The 23,025-nt window shown below is 74.6% G+C and carries 23 protein-coding genes; 10 read left to right on the top strand and 13 right to left on the bottom strand.

Going from position 1 to position 23,025, the window contains the following annotated elements; translation table 11 throughout:
• Positions 1-8: 8 nt before the first annotated feature.
• Complete coding sequence (locus tag ACWPWW_RS10065) at positions 9-473, bottom strand: nucleoside deaminase (RefSeq protein WP_454050168.1); 465 nt, start codon at positions 471-473, stop codon at positions 9-11.
• A 187-nt stretch (positions 474-660) separates the two neighbouring features.
• On the opposite strand from ACWPWW_RS10065, the gene upp reads away from it, so the two are divergent.
• The 3 genes from upp to ACWPWW_RS10080 all read left to right on the top strand — a co-directional run bounded on the left by upp (position 661) and on the right by ACWPWW_RS10080 (position 2,949).
• Complete coding sequence (gene upp / locus ACWPWW_RS10070) at positions 661-1,296, top strand: uracil phosphoribosyltransferase (protein WP_454050169.1); 636 nt, start codon at positions 661-663, stop codon at positions 1,294-1,296.
• A 253-nt stretch (positions 1,297-1,549) separates the two neighbouring features.
• Positions 1,550-1,927: a hypothetical protein gene (locus ACWPWW_RS10075; protein WP_454050170.1), complete on the top strand. Its 378-nt coding sequence runs from the start codon at positions 1,550-1,552 to the stop codon at positions 1,925-1,927.
• A 356-nt stretch (positions 1,928-2,283) separates the two neighbouring features.
• Positions 2,284-2,949 carry an NAD(P)H-binding protein gene (locus ACWPWW_RS10080; RefSeq protein ID WP_454050171.1) on the top strand — a complete coding sequence of 222 codons (666 nt, stop codon included), beginning with the start codon at positions 2,284-2,286 and terminating at the stop codon, positions 2,947-2,949.
• A 112-nt stretch (positions 2,950-3,061) separates the two neighbouring features.
• Here ACWPWW_RS10080 and ACWPWW_RS10085 read toward each other — a convergent pair whose 3' ends face one another.
• Both ACWPWW_RS10085 and ACWPWW_RS10090 read right to left on the bottom strand, forming a co-directional pair.
• Positions 3,062-3,358: a DUF1540 domain-containing protein gene (locus tag ACWPWW_RS10085; RefSeq protein WP_454050172.1), complete on the bottom strand. Its 297-nt coding sequence runs from the start codon at positions 3,356-3,358 to the stop codon at positions 3,062-3,064.
• Positions 3,359-3,587: 229 nt separating this feature from the next.
• Positions 3,588-4,586, bottom strand: coding sequence for an Lrp/AsnC family transcriptional regulator (locus ACWPWW_RS10090; RefSeq protein WP_454050173.1), 999 nt, complete (start codon positions 4,584-4,586; stop codon positions 3,588-3,590).
• Positions 4,587-4,687: 101 nt separating this feature from the next.
• Here ACWPWW_RS10090 and ACWPWW_RS10095 point away from each other — a divergent pair, with 101 nt between their 5' ends.
• The 5 genes from ACWPWW_RS10095 to ACWPWW_RS10115 all read left to right on the top strand — a co-directional run bounded on the left by ACWPWW_RS10095 (position 4,688) and on the right by ACWPWW_RS10115 (position 10,106).
• Positions 4,688-6,190, top strand: coding sequence for an MFS transporter (locus ACWPWW_RS10095; protein ID WP_454050174.1), 1,503 nt, complete (start codon positions 4,688-4,690; stop codon positions 6,188-6,190).
• Positions 6,187-7,443: an amidohydrolase gene (locus ACWPWW_RS10100; RefSeq protein WP_454050175.1), complete on the top strand. Its 1,257-nt coding sequence runs from the start codon at positions 6,187-6,189 to the stop codon at positions 7,441-7,443. The genes ACWPWW_RS10095 and ACWPWW_RS10100 overlap by 4 nt, the downstream gene beginning before the upstream one ends.
• A gap of 35 nt (positions 7,444-7,478) precedes the next feature.
• Complete coding sequence (locus ACWPWW_RS10105; protein WP_454050176.1) at positions 7,479-8,852, top strand: L-serine ammonia-lyase; 1,374 nt, start codon at positions 7,479-7,481, stop codon at positions 8,850-8,852.
• A 106-nt stretch (positions 8,853-8,958) separates the two neighbouring features.
• Positions 8,959-9,663, top strand: a complete 705-nt coding sequence (locus ACWPWW_RS10110; RefSeq protein WP_454050177.1) for a GAF domain-containing protein — start codon at positions 8,959-8,961, stop codon at positions 9,661-9,663.
• A gap of 41 nt (positions 9,664-9,704) precedes the next feature.
• Positions 9,705-10,106 (top strand): DUF6098 family protein, encoded by a 402-nt coding sequence (locus ACWPWW_RS10115; protein WP_454050432.1) that lies wholly within the window; start codon positions 9,705-9,707, stop codon positions 10,104-10,106.
• Between the two features lie 14 nt (positions 10,107-10,120).
• Here ACWPWW_RS10115 and ACWPWW_RS10120 read toward each other — a convergent pair whose 3' ends face one another.
• Positions 10,121-11,341, bottom strand: a complete 1,221-nt coding sequence (locus tag ACWPWW_RS10120; RefSeq protein ID WP_454050178.1) for an MFS transporter — start codon at positions 11,339-11,341, stop codon at positions 10,121-10,123.
• 15 nt (positions 11,342-11,356) lie between these two features.
• Positions 11,357-11,791: an NINE protein gene (locus ACWPWW_RS10125; RefSeq protein WP_454050179.1), complete on the bottom strand. Its 435-nt coding sequence runs from the start codon at positions 11,789-11,791 to the stop codon at positions 11,357-11,359.
• Positions 11,792-11,979: 188 nt separating this feature from the next.
• Here ACWPWW_RS10125 and ACWPWW_RS10130 point away from each other — a divergent pair, with 188 nt between their 5' ends.
• Positions 11,980-12,228, top strand: a complete 249-nt coding sequence (locus ACWPWW_RS10130; RefSeq protein WP_454050180.1) for a DUF2180 family protein — start codon at positions 11,980-11,982, stop codon at positions 12,226-12,228.
• Positions 12,229-12,442: 214 nt separating this feature from the next.
• On the opposite strand, the gene nrdF is transcribed toward ACWPWW_RS10130, so the two are convergent.
• The 4 genes from nrdF to nrdH all read right to left on the bottom strand — a co-directional run bounded on the left by nrdF (position 12,443) and on the right by nrdH (position 16,435).
• On the bottom strand, positions 12,443-13,417 hold the full coding sequence (gene nrdF, locus ACWPWW_RS10135; protein ID WP_454050181.1) for a class 1b ribonucleoside-diphosphate reductase subunit beta: 975 nt from the start codon (positions 13,415-13,417) through the stop codon (positions 12,443-12,445).
• Positions 13,418-13,549: 132 nt separating this feature from the next.
• Positions 13,550-15,655 carry a class 1b ribonucleoside-diphosphate reductase subunit alpha gene (nrdE, locus tag ACWPWW_RS10140; protein WP_454050433.1) on the bottom strand — a complete coding sequence of 702 codons (2,106 nt, stop codon included), beginning with the start codon at positions 15,653-15,655 and terminating at the stop codon, positions 13,550-13,552.
• A 35-nt stretch (positions 15,656-15,690) separates the two neighbouring features.
• Positions 15,691-16,107, bottom strand: coding sequence for a class Ib ribonucleoside-diphosphate reductase assembly flavoprotein NrdI (gene nrdI / locus ACWPWW_RS10145; protein WP_454050182.1), 417 nt, complete (start codon positions 16,105-16,107; stop codon positions 15,691-15,693).
• An 82-nt stretch (positions 16,108-16,189) separates the two neighbouring features.
• Entirely contained in the window at positions 16,190-16,435 is a 246-nt protein-coding gene (nrdH, locus tag ACWPWW_RS10150; protein ID WP_454050183.1) for a glutaredoxin-like protein NrdH, read from the bottom strand.
• Between the two features lie 633 nt (positions 16,436-17,068).
• Between nrdH and ACWPWW_RS10155 the strand changes: the two genes are divergently transcribed.
• Entirely contained in the window at positions 17,069-18,496 is a 1,428-nt protein-coding gene (locus ACWPWW_RS10155; RefSeq protein ID WP_454050184.1) for an AAA family ATPase, read from the top strand.
• A gap of 96 nt (positions 18,497-18,592) precedes the next feature.
• On the opposite strand, the gene ACWPWW_RS10160 is transcribed toward ACWPWW_RS10155, so the two are convergent.
• The 4 genes from ACWPWW_RS10160 to ACWPWW_RS10175 all read right to left on the bottom strand — a co-directional run bounded on the left by ACWPWW_RS10160 (position 18,593) and on the right by ACWPWW_RS10175 (position 23,022).
• Positions 18,593-18,856 carry a hypothetical protein gene (locus tag ACWPWW_RS10160; RefSeq protein WP_454050185.1) on the bottom strand — a complete coding sequence of 88 codons (264 nt, stop codon included), beginning with the start codon at positions 18,854-18,856 and terminating at the stop codon, positions 18,593-18,595.
• Positions 18,857-20,484: 1,628 nt separating this feature from the next.
• Positions 20,485-21,015, bottom strand: coding sequence for a hypothetical protein (locus ACWPWW_RS10165; protein ID WP_454050186.1), 531 nt, complete (start codon positions 21,013-21,015; stop codon positions 20,485-20,487).
• 473 nt (positions 21,016-21,488) lie between these two features.
• The gene (locus ACWPWW_RS10170) at positions 21,489-21,947 is read right to left on the bottom strand and encodes a heat shock protein transcriptional repressor HspR (protein ID WP_454050187.1); all 459 of its coding nucleotides are present in this window, start codon (positions 21,945-21,947) and stop codon (positions 21,489-21,491) included.
• Positions 21,948-22,014: 67 nt separating this feature from the next.
• On the bottom strand, positions 22,015-23,022 hold the full coding sequence (locus tag ACWPWW_RS10175; protein ID WP_454050188.1) for a DnaJ C-terminal domain-containing protein: 1,008 nt from the start codon (positions 23,020-23,022) through the stop codon (positions 22,015-22,017).
• Positions 23,023-23,025: the final 3 nt, after the last annotated feature.

A 23,025-nucleotide genomic window follows, 5' to 3' on the forward strand; every position in this document is an offset into this window, starting at 1 on the left:
CGCGCGACTCAGGCGCGGTGCTGGGCGAAGAACGCGCGCAGCACCGCGCCGCACTCCTCCTCGCGCACCCCGCCGACGACCTCGACCCGGTGGTTCAGCCGGGAGTCGCGGACGACGTCCCACTGCGACCCGCAGGCGCCCGCCTTCGGGTCCCACGCGCCCAGCACCAGCCGCGGCACCCGCGCCAGCACCGTCGCGCCCGCGCACATCAGGCACGGCTCCAGCGTCACCACGAGCGTGCAGTCGTCCAGCCGCCACCGGCCCAGCGCCGCCGACGCCGCGCGGAGCGCGAGCACCTCCGCGTGACCGGTCGGGTCCCCGTCCGCCTCGCGCCGGTTGCGTCCCGCGCCGACGACGGCGCCGTCCGGGCCCAGCACCACCGCGCCGACCGGGACGTCACCGGTCGCGGCGCAGGCGGCGGCCTCGGTCAGGGCGAGCCCCATGGCGGTCAGGTCGTCAGGGCGCGCGAACATGCGGCCATCCTCGCGCAGGCGCGGCCGCTCGTGCGGCGCGGGCGGTGCGGCGGTCCGCGCGTGGTTGCGCCGGCGACGGCACAGCAGGGGATCCGCGCCGTCGCCGCACGCTGGGTCCATCGTGGCCGCCCGACGCCCGGGGGAGCCGGGACGTCGGTCCCGGTCGGCGCACGGTAGGTTGGGGGCCATGCGCCTGCACGTCGCCGACCACCCGCTCGTCGCCCACAAGCTGTCGGTGCTCCGGAACAAGGAGACCTCGTCCCCCACGTTCCGCAAGCTCGTCGACGAGCTGGTGACCCTCCTCGCGTACGAGGCCACCCGCGACGTCCGCACCGAGCCGGTCGAGGTCGAGACGCCGGTCGCGACGACCACCGGCGTGAAGATCGCTGAGCCGCTGCCCCTCGTGGTGCCGATCCTGCGCGCGGGCCTCGGCATGCTCGACGGCATGACCCGCCTGATGCCGACCGCCGAGGTCGGGTTCCTGGGCATGCAGCGGGACGAGACCACGCTCGAGGCGATCACCTACGCCAACCGGCTGCCCGAGGACCTCACCGGCCGCCAGTGCTTCCTCATCGACCCGATGCTCGCCACCGGCGGCACCCTGGTCGCGGCGATCGACTACCTGTTCGCCCGCGGGGCCCGCGACGTCACCGCGGTGTGCCTGCTCGCGGCGCCCGAGGGCCTCAAGGTCGTCGAGGAGGCCGTCGGCGACCGCATGGACGTCACCGTCGTCGTGGCCGCGGTCGACGACCACCTGGACGAGAACGCGTACATCATCCCGGGCCTCGGCGACGCGGGCGACCGGCTGTACGGCGTCGTCTGACCCGCACGACATCCGGTCTCGACCGCTGAGACCCCGGCGGACGGGCACGGAAAGACCGTGGACACCCGCCGCCCCGCCTGACACGATCACCGGGTGAGCCTCCTCCGCCAGCGCACGACCGACGCCGTCCAGGCGTCCGTCGGCGTACGCGGAGGAGCGCATCGAACGCGCTGTTGGTCCTGACGCACCGCCGTCCTCCCCGACCACACCCGACCGCCGTCGCGCGGTCCCTGCGCACCTCCCGGAGATCCCCGTGGCACGTCCCCGCACCCCCGCCCGGCCCGTCCGCGCCGCAGCACCCGTCCGCGCGGTGGCACCGGCGCCGTCCGCGGGCGGCGAGCCCGCCCGCGCGGGCTTCGTCCTCTACGTCGGCCTGCAGGGCGACTCCCCCGACCTCGACGCGGAGCACGCGGCCGACCTGGCCGAGGTCGCCGAGGCGCTCCGCGACCTCGCGCGCGACCTGCTGCCGACGGCGGAGACGTTCACCGCGCTGTCCCTGGTGCCCGGGACCGGCGGGCAGGACGACGTCCAGAGCCTGCGGGCGCGGCTCGGTGCGCTGCGCCCGCTCGGCGGGTCCGCTGCGGGCGCCGACGCGGACGACGCCACGGACCCGGTGGCCGACAGCGCCTGAGCGGGTGCACCGCGCCTGAGTGCTCCGCAGCGCGCGCCTGAGTGGTCCACCGCGCGCCCCTCAGATCGGGGCGGTCCACCCCTCAGCGAGCGCTTCCCGCTACTCATCCGTGTGCACGACGGCGCTCCGGGACCCTAGCGTCGGAGGTGCCCGGTCGCCCCGGCGCGTGCTCCCTTGTCACGCGCGGCGGCCGGGCGGCGTCACCCGTCGGCCGACCCCCCTGGGCGGCGGGTGGCGCGGCCGGCTCCCGGGGCGACGACCACCCTGCCCCCCCGTCGCCCCGGAGCCGGCGCCCCCCGCACCGGGCCGACCACGCCCCGGGTGCGCCGGTGCCGGGGCGCTCCTACGGTGGAGGGATGCGCATCGCCATCGCCGGAGGCCACGGACAGATCGCCCGCCGACTCAGCCGTCTGCTGGCGGGCCGGGGCGACACCCCGCTCGCGATCGTGCGGAACCCGGCGCACGTCGCCGACGTCGAGGCCGACGGCGCCACCGCCGTGCTGCTCGACCTCGAGTCCACCGACGCCGGGACGCTCGCGGCGCAGCTCGCCGACGCCGACGCGGTCGTGTTCGCCGCGGGCGCCGGACCGGGCAGCGGGGCCGGGCGCAAGGACAGCGTGGACCGCGGCGCGGCGGCCCTGCTGGCCGACGGGGCCACCCAGGCGGGTGTCCGCCGGTACCTGCTGGTGTCCTCGGTGGGGGCGGGCGCCGAGCCGCCGGAGGGCACCGACGAGGTGTTCGCCGCCTACCTGCGGGCGAAGACCGCCGCCGAGGAGGACCTGCGCGGCCGGGACCTCGACTGGACCGTCCTGCGGCCCGGCGGGCTCACGGACGACGCCGGCACCGGCCACGTCCGCCTCGGCCCGGAGATCCCGCGGGGCCAGGTGCCGCGCGACGACGTCGCCGCGGTGCTGCTGGCCCTGCTCGACGAGCCGCGGACGGCCGGGCTGACGCTGGAGCTGTCCGAGGGCCAGGTCCCGGTGGCCGCGGCGATCGCGGCCGCGATCGAGCGCGAGGACTGACCGCCCGGCATGCCGCGACCCCCGGGCCCGGCGAGGGGCACGAGGGTCGGCGGGGGTGACGGGCCGGGCGCGCCGGAGACGTGGGGGGCTCTGCGCGCCGCGGCGCCGTCCGTCAGGCCGGGGCGAAGGTCAGGCAGTCGGCCAGGTCGTGGCCGGCGCCGATCCGCACCGCGTCGGCGCCGCAGGTGAGGTGCTCGTTGTGCGTGCAGTCGGTGCGCTGGCAGGCGCCGACGTGCGAGACGACGCGGTCCAGGCCGCCCTTGACGCTCAGCGGGATGAACGTGAAGCACTGCGCGTCGCCGGTGCCGCCGACCGTGATGGCGGCCGCGCTGCACGCGTGCTCGTGGTTGTACGAGCAGCCGTCCACCGAGCACTCGGAGACGGGGGGCTGCTCCATGAGGGTGCTCATCGAAGACCTCCGGGATGTCGTGGGGGCGTACCTGTGCTGTCCCGGTCGACGGTAGGTGGCGAATGTCGCCGGCGTCTAGAAAGGAAGGCCTGGCTCACTCGCGTATCCGCAGGTCAGCGCACTATCCGGCCGGGAATTGGTCGCCGCCGGAGCGCGCGGGCACCGCGCGGGACGCAAATCGGCCATTTGCGCAACACCGGTGTCGTGCAATTCCCGCCGGCCTCCGGGCTCAGGGCATGGGGATCGTCTCGGACGTCGCCCGCCCCGTCGGGTCCAGCAGGTGCCCCAGGTGCTTGGTGCTGCGCAGGACGACGGACCGGTCGGCGATGGTGACGCCCGGCAGCCGCTCCTCGATGATCGCCTCCAGCCGCCCGACGTCCTGGAGCGTGCGCAGCCACACCGCGACGACCACGTTGTACTCGCCGACCGTGGTGACGACGAGGCGGACCTCGTCCATCCGGCCGAGCTGGGGGCCGACGCGCGACACCATCGCGGCGGGGACGCGCAGGAAGTACCAGGCGTAGATCGGCCACGGCGTGTGCGCCCGGGCCACGTCCACCCGGATGAGGAACCGTCCGGACGCGCGCATGGCGGCCAGGGCGTCGCGGGCGCGCCGTGGCGTCATCCCGACGCGGGCCGCGAGCTCCGCGACCCCGGTGCGGCCGTCCGCGGCGAGCGCCTCGCTGATGGCGCGCCCCTGCTCGGGCCGCACCGCGACGGCGGCACCCGGCGGGCGGGCGTCCAGCGCGGCGACCCGCGCGACCTCGTCCTGGGAGAGCGCGCGCATCCGCCAGCTCCGCGCGTCGGTGACCACCTCCGACACGAGGTGCGTGCGCATGGCGCGGACGCCCGGGACACCGCGGATCCGCTCGAGCGTCCACCGCGCCACGGCGTCGGTCCCGGCGGCGGCCAGGCTGAGCATGATGTCGCGCCCGCCGGCGGTCAGGTCGATGGTGAACGCCTCCCGGTCCGCGGCGAGCGCCTCCGCCACCGCCAGCGTCTCGCCGGGGCTGCACTCGATCTCGATGAGCGACAGCTGGTGCGCGTCGCTCCAGCCGTACGCCGTGACGTAGACGAGCCCCTCCTCGGTGAGCCGGCGCCACCGCCGGGACAGCGTCACCGGGTCGGCACCGAGGACGGGGGCGAGGGCGGACCACGGGGCGCGCGGACTGATCTGCATGGCGTGGATCAGGCGCTGGTCCAGATGGTCCAGGACGTCTTCCTGCACGTGGTGCCTCCTGGCGGTCGCTTTCCTGCATTCTGCACCATAGCGCCGCGGCGACCTCTTAGCGTCTCGCCACCTCGTCGGACCGTCCTCCAGGAGACCTCATGACCGCCTCCGCACCACCCGGCACCACCCGCACCGCGCTCCGCGGCGTCGTGGGCTTCCTCGTCGTCATGGAGCTCGGCTCCGGCATGCTGCAGGGCTGGTACCCCGTGCTGCTGTCCGCCATCGGCACGGAGTTCGGGGTGACCGCTGCGACGCTGAACTGGGTGAGCGCGGCGTACATGCTCGCCACGGTCGTCTGCGTGCCGATCATCGCGAAGCTCGGCGACCGGTACGGCCACAAGCGGATGCTCACGGTCGCCGCCGCGCTGGTGGCCCTCGGGTCGGTCGTCGTCGCCCTCGCCCCGAGCTTCGGCGTGCTGCTGCTCGGTCGCGCGCTGCAGGCCCCGCTGGCCGCGTTCCTGCCGCTGGAGTTCGCCATCGTCCGCGACCGGGACCCGAAGTCCGCCGGCCGCTCCATCGGCAAGCTCGTCGGCGCCCTGACCTTCGGCGCGGCGATCGGCTCCCTCGGGGCGGGCGTGCTCTACACGGCCGTCGGCGACCTCCGGCCGGTGCTGTGGGTCCCGGCCGTCTTCCTGGTGATCTGCGTGCCGGTGGTCGCGTTCCTGGTGCCCGAGTCGCGGGTCCGGGCCCAGGGCAGCACCGACTGGCTCGGCGCCGCGCTGCTCGGGATCGGCCTGCTGGCCGTGCTCGGCGGCATCTCGAACGCCCCGTCCTGGGGCTGGGGCAGCCCGGTCACGTGGACCGCGGTGCTGGGCGGCCTCGCCCTGCTGGCCGCCTGGGTCGCGGTGGAGCGCCGGGTCACCCACCCGCTGATCGACGTGACCCTGCTGGTCCGCGGCGGCATCGGCCTGCCGATCGTCATCGCCTTCCTGTTCGGCGCCCAGCTGTTCGGCAGCCAGACCGCGTCGACCGTCTTCGTCCTCAGCGACCCCGACGTGGTCGGGTTCGGCCTGGGCCTCACCTCGGCCGCCGTCGGCGTGGTGTCCCTGGTCGCCGCGCTCGCCGCCTTCGTCGCGTCGAGCACCGGCGACCGGGTGGCGCAGCGCCTCGGCGTCCCCGGCGCGGTGGCGCTGGGTGGCACGCTGCTCGCCGTCAGCTACGCGGGCTTCCTGCTCGGGTCCGGCTCCACCGCCGTCGTCGTCGCGGCCATGGTGGTCGGCGGGCTCGGCAACGGCGTGCTCATCTCCGTGCTGCCGACCATCGTGGTCACGCGCGCCCCGGCGGACTCCGTGGGCATCGCGTCGGCGCTCTACAACACCGCGCGCACCGCGGCGGGCGCCGTCGCCGGGGCCGTCTTCGCCCTGGTGATGGCGAGCTTCGTGGCCACCTTCGGCTCCGGCGACGCGGCCGTGACCACCACCTCGTTCAGCGGGTACGTCGCCGTCTGGGGCATCTGCGCGGCGGTGGGGCTGGCGATCGTCGTGCTGGCGCGGTTCCTCCGCTCCGCAGCACCCGCAGCGCCCGAGGCGGTGGCCGCCCCCGCTCCGGCCGTCGCCACCGTCCCCGCCGTCCAGGCCGTCCCTGCAGGAGAGCACGCATGACCGTCACCGAGCCCGTCACCGATCCCACCCTCGGCCTCGACCTCGACCTCGACACGGCTCGGCGCCGCACCGCCGAGGTCGTCGACCGCTGGCAGCAGCGGCTCCTGGGGGTGAGCCACGAGATCCACGCCCACCCGGAGACCGCGTTCGCCGAGCACCGCGCGGCCCGCCTGCTGGGCGACGCCCTGCGCGACGCCGGGTTCGACGTGACCGTCGGGGCCTTCGGGCTCGACACGGCGATCGAGGCGACCGCCGGCTCGGGGGAGTTCGTCGTGGCCGTCTGCGCGGAGTACGACGCGCTGCCCGGCCTGGGCCACGCCTGCGGCCACAACATCATCGCCGCGGCCGGCCTGGGCGCGGCCGTCGCGCTGGCGTCGGTCGCCGACGAGGCGGGCCTGACGGTGAAGCTGCTCGGCACCCCGGCCGAGGAGCACGGCGGCGGCAAGGTGCACCTGCTCGAGGCCGGCGCCTGGGAGGACGCGACCATCTCGCTGATGGTGCACGGCGCCCCGGGCGTGGACGTGCGGTGCGACGACTTCTCGAGCCAGGCCGTCGACCGGTTCGAGGTCGTCTACACCGGGCGGGCGGCGCACGCGGCGGCGGCACCCCAGGCGGGGATCAACGCGCTGGACGCCGCGACGATCGCGCTGACGTCGATCGGCCTGCTCCGGCAGCAGCTGCCGGGCACCGTCCGCACCGCGGCGGTGCTGACCTCGGGCGGCGAGGTCACGAACATCATCCCGGCGCGCACCGTGCTGCAGGCGGAGGTCCGCTCGTTCGACCTGGACGAGCTGCGCGACGCCAAGCGCCGGGTCCTCGCCTGCTTCGAGGCCGGCGCCCTCGCGTCGGGCTGCACCTGGGAGACGCGCCGCACGGAGCCGCGCTACGACCCGCTGCGTCAGGAGCCGCTGCTGGCCGACGCGTGGAACGCGGCGCTCGCCGCGCTCGGGCGGCCGACCGTCAGCCACTCCGGCGCCGCCGGCGGGTCCACCGACATGGGCAACGTCTCCCAGGTCGTCCCCTCCATCCACCCGGCCATCGCCGTGCACGGGTCGACCGCGGCGCCGCACACCGTCGGGTTCGCCGCCGACGCCGTGTCGCCCGCGGCCGACGCCGCGGTGCTCGACGCCGCGACCGCCCTGGCGTGGGCGGCCTGCGCGGCCGCGCTGTCTCCGGAGGCCCGCGCCGACCTGCTGGCGCGGCAGGCGCTGCGCCCGGCGGGCGCGACCACGACCCCGCAGGCCGACGCGTGACGGCAGCACCGGTCCGCGCGCGCGAGGATGCAGGGGTGTACGTCTCCGCCCTCGAGCTGTTCTCCATCGGGATCGGCCCCTCCTCGTCGCACACCGTCGGCCCGATGCGGGCGGGTGCCGACTTCGCCCGCCGGGCCCTCGACGCGCTGCCCGGCCGGGTGACCCGGGTGCGGGCCGTGCTGTACGGCTCGCTGGCCGCGACCGGGCTGGGGCACGGCACCCCGGACGCGCTCGTCGCCGGGCTGGCCGGGCTCGCGCCGGAGACCTGCGACCCGGCGGCCGTCCGCGGCGCCTGGTCGGGCCACCCGGCGGGCCGGCCGCTGCTGCTCGGCGGCGTGCTGCCCGTGCCGTTCGACAGCGCGGACGTCGTGCTGGAGCCGCGCGTCCGGCGCCCCGGGCACCCGAACACGCTGGTGCTGCGGGCGTGGGCGGACGGCGCCGACCCGGCGGGCGAGCCCGCGCTGGAGCGGACCTACGAGTCGATCGGCGGCGGGTTCATCCGGTGCGTGGACGACGAGCCGCCGGCGCCGCCGTCCACGGCCGGTGACCCGGGCGCTCCGGTGTTCCGCTCCGGCGCCGAGCTGCTCGCGCTCTGCGCCGACGGCCGGACCGTGGCCGACGTCGCCTGGGCGAACGAGGTCGCGCACCGGGACCCCGCCGAGGTGCGCGCGGGCCTGGACGCCGTGTGGGACGCGATGCGGGCGTGCGTCCGGGCGGGCACGACGACCGAGGGCACGCTGCCCGGCGGGCTCCGCGTCCGCCGCCGCGCCGCCGCCATGCGGGCGAGCCTCGAGGCCGCCGAGGCGGAGGGTCGGCACGTGCAGGGCGAGTGGCTCCAGGTGGACGCGCTCGCGGTCAACGAGGAGAACGCCGCCGGCGGCCGGGTCGTCACCGCGCCGACCAACGGCGCTGCCGGCATCCTGCCCGCGGTGCTGCACCACTACTGGCGCACCGAGCCCGCGGCGTCGACCGACGGCGTGCACCGGTTCCTGCTCACCGCCGCGGCGGTCGGCTCCCTGATCAAGGCGAACGCGTCGATCTCCGGCGCCGAGGGCGGCTGCCAGGCCGAGGTCGGCTCGGCCTGCGCGATGGCCGCGGCCGGGCTGTGCGCGGTCCTCGGCGGCACGCCGGCGCAGGTCGAGAACGCCGCCGAGATCGCGATGGAGCACCACCTGGGCCTCACCTGCGACCCGATCGCCGGCCTCGTCCAGGTGCCGTGCATCGAGCGGAACGCCATCGCCGCGACGACGGCCGTCACCGCCGCGCGCCTCGCCCTGCACGGGGACGGCTCGCACATCGTCTCGCTCGACGCCGTCGTGGAGACGATGCGGCAGACCGGCGCCGACATGAGCGACAAGTACAAGGAGACCAGCCGCGGGGGCCTCGCGGTCAACGTCGTCGAGTGCTGAGCGCGACCCGGCAGGCCCGAGGGCGAGCGACCTGGCGGCGTCCGTGACATGCTCGAACAGGCCGTCGAGAGGTCGGCGTGCGCGAAGCGATGTCGAGGTCCGTGCCGTGCAACCACTTCCCCAGACCCGCCAGGTCCTGGCCTTCCTCGCCGTGTCCGGCGGGAGCGAGGTCGAGGACCGCCTGCGCTCCGTCGCCGACCGGATCAGCGCGCTGGTGCCGTCGTGCGTCGGGGTCAGCCTGACGATCCCCCAGGAGGACCTGACCCTGACCTTCGTGTCCACCTCCCCGCGCGCGCTGGCGCTCGACATGGCCCAGAGCGCGCACGGCGGGCCCTGCGTCCGGTCGGTGCGGACCGGTGAGGAGCTCTCGGCGCGGGACCTGCTCGACGAGGACCGGTGGCAGCGGTACGCGACCACCGCCGCGGCCGAGGGCGTGCGCGCGAGCCTGTCGCTGCCGCTGCTCGACGACGCCGGCCGCGTGACGGCGTCGCTCAACGTCTACGCCGGCGACCCGGGCGCCTTCGACGACGTGGTCGAGCCGCTGCGCGGGCTGGCCGGGGAGATGACGGGCCCCGTCACGACCAACGCCGACCTCTCCTTCACCTCCCGGGACCGGGCCGAGCGCTCGGCGGAGGAGCTCGAGCGGCGACGCTCGGTCGACGTCGCCATCGGCTGCCTGATGGCGATGCACCAGATCGGCCCGGCCGACGCCCGGGCGCTCCTGGAGTCCGAGGCCGAGCTCTCCGACGTCGACCTCGCCACGGCGGCCGACGTCGTGCTCGAACGGCTCGACCAGCGCCGGAGGTCGTGAGAGCCCTCGGGCGCGGACCCAGGAAGGACAGCGCCGTGGACATGGTCGTCGTCGACCGGCTGGACGAGCTCGTCGAGCTGCTGGACGTCACCGGACCCGCCTACGTGCGGTTCAGCGCGGGACCCGACGCCGACGCGCGCCGGCCCAGCGTCGACGGCGAGAGCGGTGCGGTCCTGCCCGGCTGGAGCGTGAACCGCCTCCAGCCCGAACCCTGGTGGGACCGCCCGGCCCGGGTGTGGGTGGCGCGTCGCCTCTGCCAGTACGCGCACCTCGCGGACGAGGTCACGTTCGCCTGGGTGCTGACCGGCGTCGAGGTGGGTCGGGGCCCCGACAACGAGCCCTTGGTCGACCAGGTGGTGCCGGTCGCCCGGCTCACCCCGCGGCTGCTCGCCGAGGCCGTCGAGGAGTACCACCGCGAGCTCGACGCGGGCCGCCTGCACTGAGCGCCGCCTGGCGATCAGCGCGACGACCCCGCGCGAGCCCGCACCATGAGCACCACCGCCACGACCTGGAGGCAGGCCACGACAGCCGTCAGCGCGAGGGGGGCGTCCGCGGCGAGCGCCCCGGCCAGCCCGCCACCGGCCACCGCCGCGACCCCCTGGACGGCGGCGAACCACCCGTACGCCGTCGCACGGCGTCCCGCGGGGACCAGCTCGGCCACCCGCGCCTTGACCGTCGAGTCGAGCAGGCCGCCCGCCAGCCCCCACACCGCGATCCCGGCCAGGACCGCCGGCAGGGTGGCGCCGAACGCCAGCGGCGGCACCGCCGCCACGAGCACCGGGACCGCGAGCACCACCCGGGAACCCCAGCGGTCGTGCAGCGCCCCGACCACCAGCGCGCCCACGGCGGCGGCCAGCATGGCACCGGCGTAGACCACCGGCACGAGCGAGGCGCGCAGCAGTCCGGTGTCGACCAGGTGGTACGAGATCACCGCGAAGGTCGTCAGCCCGGCGGTCGCGGCGGCGGACCCGGCGGCGAACAGCCAGAAGTCGCGCGGCAGCTCGCGGGCCGGCCCCAGCCAGCCCGGCCGGCTCGAGACCGCCCGCACCGCCTCGACCGGCGCCACGGGCACGTCGTCCGGAGCCAGCCGCCGCACGGCCACCAGCAGGACCAGCACGACGGCACCCGGCACGGCGAGCACCGCCAGGGACGGCACGAGCGAGCCGGTCAGCGCCAGCACGCCGGCCACGACCAGCGGGCCGACGAACGCGCCGAGCTGGTCCATCGCCTTGTGGACGCCGAACCCCCGACCGAGGCCGACCTGCTCGGCCGCGCGCGCCAGCAGGACCGACTTCGACGGGCTGCGCACGGCCTTCCCGACCCGCTCGACCAGCAGCAGAGCGCACGCCACCGCGGCCCCGGCAGCACCGAGCAACGGGGTCAGGGCCAGCAGCGGCACGCCCACCGCGGTGAGCCCGTAGCCGGCGAGGGTCGTCGGCCAGTACCGTCCGGCGCGGTCGGCGCGCGCGCCGAACGGGAGCCGCAGCACCAGCGCGGCCGCCTCGCCCAGCCCCGTCACCAGCCCCGCGACGACCATCGGCACGCCCAGCGTCGCCAGCAACGGTCCGGTCACCGACCGGGCACCCTCGTAGACCATGTCGGCCGCGAGCGAGACGACACCCAGGCCGAGCACCACCCGCCAGGCCGTGGACCGGGCGACGGGCGCGGTGGTCGTCATGGCCGTCCGCCGCGGCTACCGCAGGAGCCGGCCGTACGCGTCCCTGCCGCCGTTGGCGAGCAGGACGATGCCGTCGACCACGGCCCAGACCCAGATCGCGGGCGCGACGACGAACCCGATGAGCACGATCATCAGCGCGCACCCGAGGAAGAACCCGAGGAGCTGCGCCAGCCCGATGCCGATCTGGCCGGCGTAGAGGCGGCCCACGCCGCACACGCCGACGAACGGCAGCAGCAGCTGGAGGAGCCCCGCCGTGGTGCGGCTCTTGTCCGACCAGGCGGCGCCGGGCGGGTAGCCCTGCCCGGGCCAGGGTGCCTGCGGCTGCTGGCCGTACTGCGGTGCGCCGTACTGCGGTGCGCCGTACTGCTGGGGCGCGTACGGCTCCACGTCGTACGGGCGGTACGGCGGCTCGTCGCCGGCCGGGGTGCCGGGGTGGTGCTGGTCGCTCATGCGCCGGACAGTAGCGCGTCGCCGGGACCGGGGACGACCACTCCGCGCGTCGCGGTCCGCCTCCGCGGTGGACACCTCGTCCTGCCCGGTGGAGGCGCGCGGTGTCCACGATGAGGACGCCGCAGCCGCCGCGCACTCCCCCCGCCATATTCTGGAGTCATTCCAGTATCGATCGACAGGAGACGTACGTGTTCTGCTACGAGGACGCGAAGTTCGGTGACGAGGTGCCCGCGGTGGCCTTCTGCAAGAACTGCGGGGCAGGCGTGTGCGCGGCGCACGTCCAGGAGTGCGTGGCCACCGGCATCACCAGCACGGGAGTGGGCGCCCCCGTCGTGCGACCCGACGGCCGGGTCCTGCACTGCCTGACCTGCCACCGCGCCGCGCCGTGCGGCACGTCGGATCGCGGCCGGGTCGCCGCATCCCGGGCTGCTGCCTAGCCCGCGACGGCGAGCAGTCGGCATCCACGTGCACGGGGCCGTTGCAGAGCCAGACGCTTTCGGACGACGAGCTCGAGCGCCAGGCCACGTCCTGCGGGACGACCACGTCGCCGTCGAGCGCTGAGCGTCCGTCGGCGCGACGCACGGGTTGACGGACGACGACGCCCCGCCGAGCAGGTGCTCGACGGGGCGTCGGTGCGTACCGGTCAGGACCTCAGAAGTCCCAGTCCTCGTCCTCGGTGTTCACGGCCTTGCCGATGACGTACGAGGAGCCCGAGCCGGAGAAGAAGTCGTGGTTCTCGTCGGCGTTCGGCGACAGCGCCGCGAGGATCGCGGGGTTGACGTCGGTCTCGTCCCGCGGGAACAGCGCCTCGTAGCCCAGGTTCATCAGGGCCTTGTTGGCGTTGTACCGCAGGAACTTCTTGACGTCCTCGGTGAGGCCCAGGGGGTCGTAGAGGTCCTGGGTGTACTCCACCTCGTTGTCGTAGAGCTCGAAGAGCAGCTCGAACGTGTAGTCCTTGAGGTCGGTGCGCTCCGCCTCGGTGAGCTGCTCCAGACCCTTCTGGAACTTGTACCCGATGTAGTACCCGTGGACGGCCTCGTCGCGGATGATCAGGCGGATCAGGTCGGCCGTGTTGGTCAGCTTGGCGCGGCTGGACCAGTACATCGGCGCGTAGAAGCCGGAGTAGAACAGGAACGACTCGAGCATGGTCGAGGCGACCTTGCGCTTGAGCGGCTCGTCGCCCCGGTAGTAGTCGAGGACGATCTCGGCCTTGCGCTGCAGGTTCGGGTTCTCCTCCGACCAGCGGAACGCCTCGTCGATCTCCCGCGTCGAGACCAGCGTGGAGAAGATCGAGGAGTAGCTCTTGGCGTGCACCGACTCCATGAACGCGATGTTGGTGTACACCGCCTCCTCGTGCGGGGTGATCGCGTCGGGGATCAGCGACACGGCGCCGACGGTGCCCTGGATGGTGTCGAGCAGCGTCAGGCCGGTGAACACCCGGCTGGTCATCTGCTTCTCGGCCTCGGTGAGGGTCGCCCAGGACTGGATGTCGTTGGACACCGGCACCTTCTCGGGCAGCCAGAAGTTCCCGACGAGCCGGTCCCAGACCTCGACGTCCTTCTCGTCCTCGACCCGGTTCCAGTTGATCGCCTGGACGCGGTCGACCAGCTTCAGCTTCTCGGCCATCACAGCTCCATGTCGTGTCTTCTCGGGCCGCGATCACCGCGGCGGCGGGGCGGGCCCGCGAGGTCTGCGTCCATCCTGCACCCTGACGCGGGTGCGCCGGCCGGGCCCGGGGACCCGGCCGGCGTCATCGGCTCAGAGCATGCAGGAGACGCAGCCCTCGACCTCGGTGCCCTCGAGCGCCATCTGCCGCAGGCGGATGTAATAGATCGTCTTGATGCCCTTGCGCCAGGCGTAGATCTGCGCCTTGTTGATGTCGCGCGTGGTGGCGGTGTCCTTGAAGAACAGCGTCAGCGACAGGCCCTGGTCCACGTGCTGCGTGGCCTCGGCGTACGTGTCGATGATCTTCTCGTAGCCGATCTCGTACGCGTCGTCGTAGTACTCCAGGTTGTCGTTCGTCATGAACGGCGCCGGGTAGTAGACGCGGCCGAGCTTGCCCTCCTTGCGGATCTCGATCTTCGACGCGATCGGGTGGATCGACGACGTCGAGTTGTTGATGTACGAGATCGAGCCGGTCGGCGGGACCGCCTGCAGGTTCTGGTTGTAGAGGCCGTGCTCGCGCACCGACTCCGCCAGCGCCTTCCAGTCGTCCTGCGTCGGGATGTGCACGCCGGACGTCGCGAACAGCTCGGCGACGCGGGCCGTCTTCGGGGTCCAGGTGCCGGTCACGTACTTCTCGAAGTACTCGCCGGTCGCGTACTTGGAGTCCTCGAAGCCCAGGAACGCCTGGCCCCGCTCCTTCGCCAGCAGGTTCGACGCGCGGATGGCGTGGTACGCCACCGTGTAGAAGTAGATGTTCGTGAAGTCCAGGCCCTCCTCGGACCCGTAGAAGATCCGCTCGCGCGCCAGGTACCCGTGCAGGTTCATCTGCCCGAGGCCGATGGCGTGGCCGCCGCGGTTCGCCCGCTTCACCGACGGGACCGACTCGATGTCGGTCTGGTCGGACACGGCGGTCAGCGCGCGGATCGCGGTCTCGACCGAGCGGCCGAAGTCCGGCGAGTCCATCGCGAGCGCGATGTTCATCGAGCCGAGGTTGCAGGAGATGTCACGGCCGACGTGGTCGTACGACAGGTCCTCGTTGAAGGTCGAGGGCGTCGAGACCTGCAGGATCTCCGAGCACAGGTTCGAGTGCGTGATCTTGCCCTTGATCGGGTTGGCCTTGTTGGCCGTGTCCTCGAACAGGATGTACGGGTAGCCGGACTCGAACTGCAGCTCGGCCAGCGTCTGGAAGAAGTCGCGCGCCTTGATCTTCTGCTTGCGGATCTGGCCGTTGTCGACCATCGCGCGGTAGTTCTCGGAGACGTTCACGTCGGCGAACGGCTTGCCGTAGACGCGCTCGACGTCGTACGGCGAGAACAGGTACATGTCCTCGTTGTTCTTCGCGAGCTCGAACGTGATGTCCGGGATGACGACGCCGAGCGACAGGGTCTTGATGCGGATCTTCTCGTCCGCGTTCTCCCGCTTGGTGTCGAGGAACCGCATGATGTCCGGGTGGTGCGCGTGCAGGTAGACCGCACCCGCGCCCTGGCGGGCACCCAGCTGGTTCGCGTAGGAGAAGGAGTCCTCGAGCAGCTTCATCACGGGGATGACGCCGGACGACTGGTTCTCGATGTGCTTGATCGGCGCGCCGTGCTCGCGGATGTTCGACAGCAGCAGGGCCACGCCGCCGCCGCGCTTGGAGAGCTGCAGGGCGGAGTTGATGCCGCGCGCGATGGACTCCATGTTGTCCTCGATGCGCAGCAGGAAGCAGGACACGGGCTCGCCGCGCTGCGCCTTGCCGAGGTTGAGGAACGTCGGCGTCGCCGGCTGGAAGCGGCCGGACACGATCTCGTCGACGAGCTGCAGCGCGAAGGTCTCGTCACCCTCTGCGAGCGCGAGCGACACCATCGCGACGCGGTCCTCGAAGCGCTCGAGGTACCGCTTGCCGTCGAACGTCTTCAGCGTGTACGAGGTGTAGTACTTGAACGCGCCGAGGAACGTCTGGAAGCGGAACTTCTTCGAGTACGCGTGCTTGAACAGCCGCTTGATGAACTCGCGGTCGTACTGGGCCAGGACCTCGGCCTCGTAGTACTTGTTCTCGACCAGGTACTCGAGCTTCTCCTCCAGGTCGTGGAAGAAGACCGTGTTCTGGTTGACGTGCTGGAGGAAGTACTGGCGGGCGGCCTCGCGGTCCTTGTCGAACTGGATCTCGCCGTTCGCGCCGTACAGGTTCAGCATCGCGTTGAGCGAGTGGTAGTCCATGTCCGGGGTGATCGAGATGACCTCGGTCGCGTCCGTCACGCCGGCATCTGTGAGTGTCGCTGCCAAAATCGTCCCCATCCCTTTCGGACGCGACTGACGTCCTCAGTCGTTCCCATGAGCTCGAAGGCGTACAGGTACGGAACCTGGCACTTCGCCGCGATGATGTCTCCGGCCATGCAGTAGTGCGCGCCGAAGTTGGTGTTCCCGCCCGCGATGACGCCGCGGATGAGGGAACGGTTGGCCGGGTCGTTGAGGAACTTGATGACCTGGCGCGGCACCGCCCCGCCCTCGTTCCCGCCGCCGTACGTCGGGACCACCAGCACGTAGGGGTCCTGCACGTGCAGGGCGGGCTCCGTGGGACGGAGCGGGATCCGCGTGGCGTCGATGTCCAGCTTGTCGACGAACCGGCGGGTGTTCTCCGAGACGCTGGAGAAGTAGACCAGGGAGCTCATGGCTCGCTCACTCCTCGTCCCGGGTGTGGGTCGTGCAGCGGGCGACCGTGCCGCCCGGGTGCTCCGGGCGGCGGCAGCCGCGTCAGGCGACGGAGACCGCGGCGCGGTCGGCGATCGCCTTGATCTGGTCGGGGCGGTAGCCGGACCAGTGCTGGCCGTCGGCCACGACGACCGGCGCCTGCAGGTGACCGAGGGACATCACGTAGTCACGCGCGTCGGCGTCCTCGGTGATGTCGACGACCTCGTACTGCAGGCCGGCCTTGTCCATGGCGCGGTAGGTCGCGTTGCACTGGACGCACGACGGCTTGCTGTAGACGGTGATGGTCATCGTGTCTCCCCGGTCTGAAGGCCTGGCTGGTACGTGCGCCCCCGCGCCCGCCCCGCACTGCTGATGCTGGTTCTCGGGCCGCTGCGGCGGGTCGTCCAGAGGTCTGGGCCCCACGTCCAGCGGCGAGTCAGAACACTACACCTAGGGGTCGGTCCGGCAAGGGACCACTAGGACTGGTGTTACACCCGTGTCGTTCTCCACAGGCTGTGCACGACTGGCCTTTGTCCGACTTCATCCACAGGTTACGGGCGACCACTGACACACACCCCGCGTGGGGACGGCCCTGCAGGCCTGCGGCTTCGTCCACAGGCGTCCCCAGATCCACCCACATGCGGGTGCACATGTGGATGACGTTTCACCCGCTCGGCGGGGGTGACGCAGGTCCCAGCGCACGGCCCGGGGAAGTCTCGGCGTGTCGGTCCGCGTCGGCGTGTCGCCGCACACTCGCCCGCGCACGTCGGCGCCCTGCCGGCTGCGCCCGGCCCGTCGCCGAGATGACAGCTCCTCCCTGCGTGGCGGACGTCGATCACAGGCGCGGAGTGCCATCTCGGCGTCGGGGATCGGAGCAGGTACGGCGCGGTCCGGCGGCCGGAACACGCCCGCGAGGCGGTCGCGCTGGTTAGCGTCGGGGCCATGGTTACCGAGAGCGACGACGCGACGACCGACCTCCGCACCGAGGCGTTCCTGGACGCGATGACCAGCCTCGTCGAGCGCGTCAACGAGCGCAGCGCGCGCCCCCGCGAGGCCGACGGGCCGACGCTCGCCGACGTCCTCGCCGAGCACCTCGGCCGGGACGCGCGAGGCCTCGCGGTGCTGACGGAGGAGGTCGGGTCCTTCCGCGCCGTGGACGCGGACGTCGCGGTCGAGGTGGTGGTCGCCCGGGCGGGCGGCGGCCGCCTGGTCGGCGTCGGCGGGGGCGAGCAGCGCCGCCACTCGTCGTTCTCCGAGCTCGTCGAGCACTCCGCGGCGCACCGCATGTTCCCGGTCGGCGCGGTCGACTACGTCCGCACCCCCGTCGGGCCGGACACCGACCGGCGGGTGGTGGCGTTCGGCGTGCACCTGCTGCGGCACGCCGGGGCGCCTGTCGCGCTGCTGCAGCGGTCCGCGGCGCCGCAGTTCGGCCAGGAGGCCAAGCTCGAGGCGCTGTCGGCGGACGAGGAGGCCGCGGCAGACCTGCTGACGGTGATCCGGGAGGCGATGATCACGCACTCGGTGCTGCGCGGGCAGGTGGTCAGCTTCACGCCCTCGCCGTACGGCCCGTCCGCGGGCGGCATCACGTTCCTGCCGCGGGTGGCCGTGCCGGCGGAGGACGTCGTGCTGCCCGAGGGCACGCTGGACCGCGTGGAGCGCCAGGTGCTCGGGGTGGCGCGGCACCGCGACCGGCTGCGCGCCGCGGGGCAGCACCTCAAGCGCGGCGTCCTGCTCTACGGCCCGCCCGGGACCGGCAAGACCCACACGGTGCGGCACCTGCTCGGCGCGGATCCCGGGACGACGGCGATCGTGCTCGCCGGCCAGACGCTCGGCCTGGTGCGGCTGGCGACCGAGACCGCGCACGCGCTGCAGCCGGCAGTCGTCGTGCTGGAGGACTGCGACCTGATCTCCGAGGACCGGTCGTTCCAGCAGGGCCCGCAGCCGCTGCTGTTCGAGGTGCTCGACGCGATGGACGGGCTCGGCGGCGACGCCGACGTCGCGTTCCTGCTCACCACCAACCGGGCGGACCTGCTCGAGCGGGCGCTGGCCCAGCGACCGGGCCGGGTGGACCTCGCCGTCGAGATCCCGCTGCCGGACGACGCCGCGCGGCTGCGGCTGTTCCGGCTCTACGCCGACGGGCTGGGTCTGAGCCCGGCGGCGCTCGCCGCGGCCGCGGACCGGACCGCCGGGGTCACGGCGTCGTTCGTCAAGGAGGTGATCCGGCGCGCCGTGCTGCTCGCCGCGGAGGACGGGCGGGACGTCGACGACGCCGCCCTCGCCGCCGCGGTCGAGGAGCTGATGGCCGACGGCCAGCGCATCACCCGCTCGCTCCTCGGCGCCGGCGCGCCGGAGGACACGGGCCCGGCCTGAGCACGTTCGCGCCGCGTCGCCAGCGATTTCTCGCACAGTCCCCTGGGAACGCGGCTGGGCGAGCCAGAATCCGCTGGCGGCGCGGCCGTCAGCCCGTCACGGGACCGTGCAGATCACGTGGGCCGTGACGGTCCACGCACCGTTGCCGGCCGAGTTCTGCTGCGCCTGGACCGTCCACTGCGTCGCGGGACTGCCCACGGGCATCGACTGCGTGACCGCCACCTGCTGCAGCGCCTGCGCGGTGACCTCCGCGCCACCACCCAGCGCCAGGGTCCCGGCCGGGCACGTGGCCGTCGCGGTGGCCCGGGCGCCCGGGCCGGGCACGACCGACCCGGTGGACCGCACCACCTGGGTCGACACGACGCCCGCCGGGCCCTGCGCGCCCTGGGGGCCGGCAGGTCCGGTCTCACCCTGCGGGCCGGCAGGTCCGGTCTCACCCTGCGGGCCGGCGGGACCGGGCTCACCCTGCGGGCCGGCAGGTCCGGGCTCACCCTGCGGGCCGGCGGGACCGGGCTCACCCTGCGGGCCGGCGGGACCCACCTGGCCCGACTCGCCCGGTGCACCCGGTGCACCCGGCTCTCCTTGCGGGCCCACCGGGCCCGAGGGACCGACGGGGCCCGTGTCGCCCCGCGGGCCCACCGCACCCGTGTCCCCCTGCGGGCCCTGCTCGCCGGTCTCGCCGCGGGGTCCGGTCGCGCCGGTCGCGCCCTGCGGACCTGGGGGACCGGCCTCGCCCGGGTCGCCGGGCTCGCCCTGGGGGCCGGTCGCGCCCGGCTCGCCGGTCGCGCCCTGCGGACCTGCGGGGCCCGTCGGACCTCCCGGACCCTGCGGACCCTCGGGGCCGGCCTCGCCCTCCGGGCCTGCCTCGCCCTGCGCTCCGACGGGCCCCGCAGGACCGGACGGACCGGTCTCCCCCGGGGCCCCGGTCGCACCGGTCTCGCCCTGGTCCCCCTGCGGTCCGGCGGCTCCCGTCGCGCCCTGCGGGCCGGCCGTGCCCTCGGGCCCGCTCGGCCCGGCCTCGCCCCGCTCGCCCTGCGGTCCAGCGGCGCCGGTCTCGCCCCGCGGCCCCACGGGTCCTGCCGGACCCTCGGGTCCAGCGGGACCGGCGGAGCCGGTCTCGCCCTGGGCCCCGGTCTCCCCGGTCGGGCCTGCGGTCCCGTCCGCACCGTCGGCCCCGGTCGCACCCGTCATGCCCTGGGGCCCTGCGGGACCGGCCTGGCCCTCGGGACCGGCCGCTCCGGTCGCACCCTGCGGACCGACGGGGCCGGCCGGGCCTCCCGGACCCGGCGCGCCCTCCGGACCTGCCTCGCCCTGTGCGCCGACGGGGCCCGCAGGACCGGCCGGTCCGGACGGACCGACCTCGCCCTGCGGCCCGGCGGCACCGACCTCGCCCTGCTCGCCCTGCGCTCCGGTGGCACCCGCCTCGCCCTGCGGCCCCACGGGTCCTGCCGGTCCCTCGGGTCCGGCAGGGCCGAGAGCGCCGGTCTCACCCTGGGCCCCGGTCTCGCCGGTCGGGCCCGTGGCCCCGGTCTCACCCTCCTGGCCCTGGGGACCCGTCTCCCCCTGCGGGCCCGCCGGGCCGGCAGGCCCGGCCTCGCCCTGTGCACCTGCCTCCCCCCGCGGTCCGGAGGGACCCGCGGGACCCGCGGCGCCGTCGTCGCCGGGTGCGCCCGCCTCGCCCTGCGCACCGGCCTCGCCCGCTGCACCAGCCTCGCCGGTCTCGCCCTGCGGCCCCACGGGACCGGCGGCGCCGGTCGGCCCGCCGGGGCCGAGAACGCCCCGCGACCCCGTCGCCCCGGGCTCTCCCGCCTGCGGCTCCGTGGTCGTCCTCGCGCCGGTCCCCGCCCCGAGGCCTGCCGGTCCGGCGACCGCTGCGGGCCGCGCCGGGTCGGGCCACGGAGAGACCGGCCCGGCCGCCCCTGCGCCAGGTGCGGACAGCAGCAGGCCGCCCAGCACGAGGGGTGCGACGACCGGCAGCGCGCGCCGCATCACTGCTCCTGCGGCACGACGGGGCGGACGGACCCGCCGTTCGTCAGCTCGAGGGCATGGCCCTCGGCCGGGGAGTAGACCTCGACCTGGAACGTCGAGCCGGGGAACGCGAAGTACACGCTCGACGGCGCCGACTCCGGCGCGAAGATCAGCGCCCCCGAGGCCGCGACGGTCGTGCCCGCGCCGTCGAGCGCCTGCAGGCTGGCGTAGCCGTCGACGTCGGGGTAGGTCGCGACCGTGAGCGCGGGCTCGTCGGTGCCGGCGGCGGCGCCCGCCGGGAGGTAACGCACGTACGTGGCGGCGCTGCCCGCCGTGACCTCGATGCTGTGGTCGGCGACCTCCCCGGCCCAGTAGACGAGCCCGCGGGAGCCGGCGAACGTCACGAGCTCGGCAGGGGTGACGAGCGTCGGGACGCCCTCGGCGACGGCCGTCGCCGAGGGCGTCCCGGTGGCGGCGGCCGTGGGCGGCGAGTCGTCCGTGCACCCGGCGAGGCCGGTCACGGCCGCGATCAGGAGGAGGGCGGCGGTCACAGGACGGAACCGGGTCCGTCGCGGTCGGACTTCGGGCACGAGCACCTCCGGGCACGGTGGTCCGGCTCCTCGCGGGAGGGAGAGCCGGGACGGGGACGCCGACGACGCCGTCGGTGCGACCGCCGTCTGCGTCAGCCAGCGTCGAGCACCGAGCTCCACGCAGTCGCGGTCGACACCCGGCTCTGAGTGCAGCACGGGTCCGGACAGGGGGATCCTGCGGGTCAGCGCCCCGTCGGTGAGTGGCGACCCGCGACGACCTGAGTGGTCACCTCACGCGACGGTCGACCCGGCCCGGCCCGCACCGCCCACGCATTCTCGCGACCCCTACCGGGATATCGGTGGGCGGAGCGAGAATCCGCGGGCGATGGCTGCGCGTCCCGCGGGCGCACCCGCTCAGCGGGTCGGGTGGGCGAGCGCGCGCGGCGGACCCAGCTCAGCGGGTCGGACAGGCGCGCCCACGCGGCGGACGCAGCTCAGCGGCCGCCGGGTCGCCAGAGCACGATCGCGCCGCGGGCGCCGACGGCGCGGGGGTCCTCGCCCGGCGTCTCCGCGGGCGCGCCGGTGCGCCGCCGCTGGCCGCGGCCCAGCGGGCCCATCGCGACCACGTCGCCCGACGGGTGGGCGGTGAACACCCGGCTGCCGGGCTGGGCCAGGGCGCGCAGGTACTCGACCTGGCGGCTGAGGCGCTCGACCTCGGACTCGAGCTCGAGGATGCGCTTGATGCCGGCCAGGTTGACGCCCTCCTCCTGGGAGAGCCGCTGCACCTCGCGCAGCGTGGCGATGTCGCGCAGGGAGTAGCGGCGGCCACGCCCGCGGGTGCGGCCGGGCTGCACGAGGCCGAGCCGGTCGTACTGCCGCAGGGTCTGCGGGTGCATGCCCGCGAGCTCGGCGGCGACCGAGATCACGTAGAGCTGGGCGTCGTCGGACGCCATCACGACCACCTCCCGTCGGGTCGCGGCGCGGCGGGACGGGTGCACCCCGTCCCGCCGGCCGGCTCGATCACTCCTTGGCTCGGGCGAGCAGGTCGGCGCGCGGGTCCTCACCGGACGTCGCGATGCCGAACGCCTGCACGGCCTCCTTGGCGGCGGCGCTGAGCCGCTGCGGGACGACCACCTGCACCGTGACCAGCAGGTCACCGGCGCCGTCCGGTCCCGGGACGCCGCGGCCCTTGACCCGCAGGGTGCGCCCCGACGGCGTTCCCGCGGGGACCTTCAGCCGGACGGTGCTGCCGTCCAGCGTCGGCACGGTGACCTCGGCGCCCAGCGCGGCCTCGTCGAACGCGACCGGCAGCGTCAGGCGCAGGTTGGTGCCGTCGAGCGCGAACACCGGGTGCGGCGTCACGCGGACGGTCACCTCGAGGTCGCCGGCGGGTGCGCCGTGCTCGCCCGGGCGGCCCTTGCCGCGCAGCCGGATCTTCTGCCCGTCCCGCACGCCGGCGGGGATGCGCGCCTTGACGGTGCGCCCCTCCACGCCGAGCTGCACGGTCGAGCCCTCGACGGCCTGCCGGAACGGCAGCGTGGTGACCGCCGACAGGTCCGCGCCCCGGCGGGCGGTGCGGGTCTGGCCGAAGCCGCCTCCGCCGAACAGCCCGCCGAGGATGTCCTCGAAGCCGCCGCCACCACCGGTGGAGCCGGCACCGCCCTGCGGGAACCGCACGCGGCTGCCTGCCCCGCCGGCGCCGGTGAACACGCCGCCGAACAGGTCCTCGAACCCGCCGTTGGCGCCACCCGCGCCACCGGGCCCGCCGGTGCCGGCGCGGAACCGCGCCCCGCCGGCCATGGCCCGCAGCTGGTCGTACTGCTGCCGCTGCTCGGGGTCGGACAGCACGGCGTAGGCCTCGCCGACCTCCTTGAACTTGGCCTCCGCGACCGCGTCGCCCGGGTTGTGGTCCGGGTGCATGGTGCGGGCCAGCTTGCGGTACGCCTTCTTGATGGCTGCGGCGTCGGCGTCCTTGAGGACGCCGAGCACGGCGTAGAAGTCCTTCTCCAGCCAGTCCTGACCGCTCACGAC

The organism is Cellulomonas sp. Marseille-Q8402, from assembly GCF_965119525.1.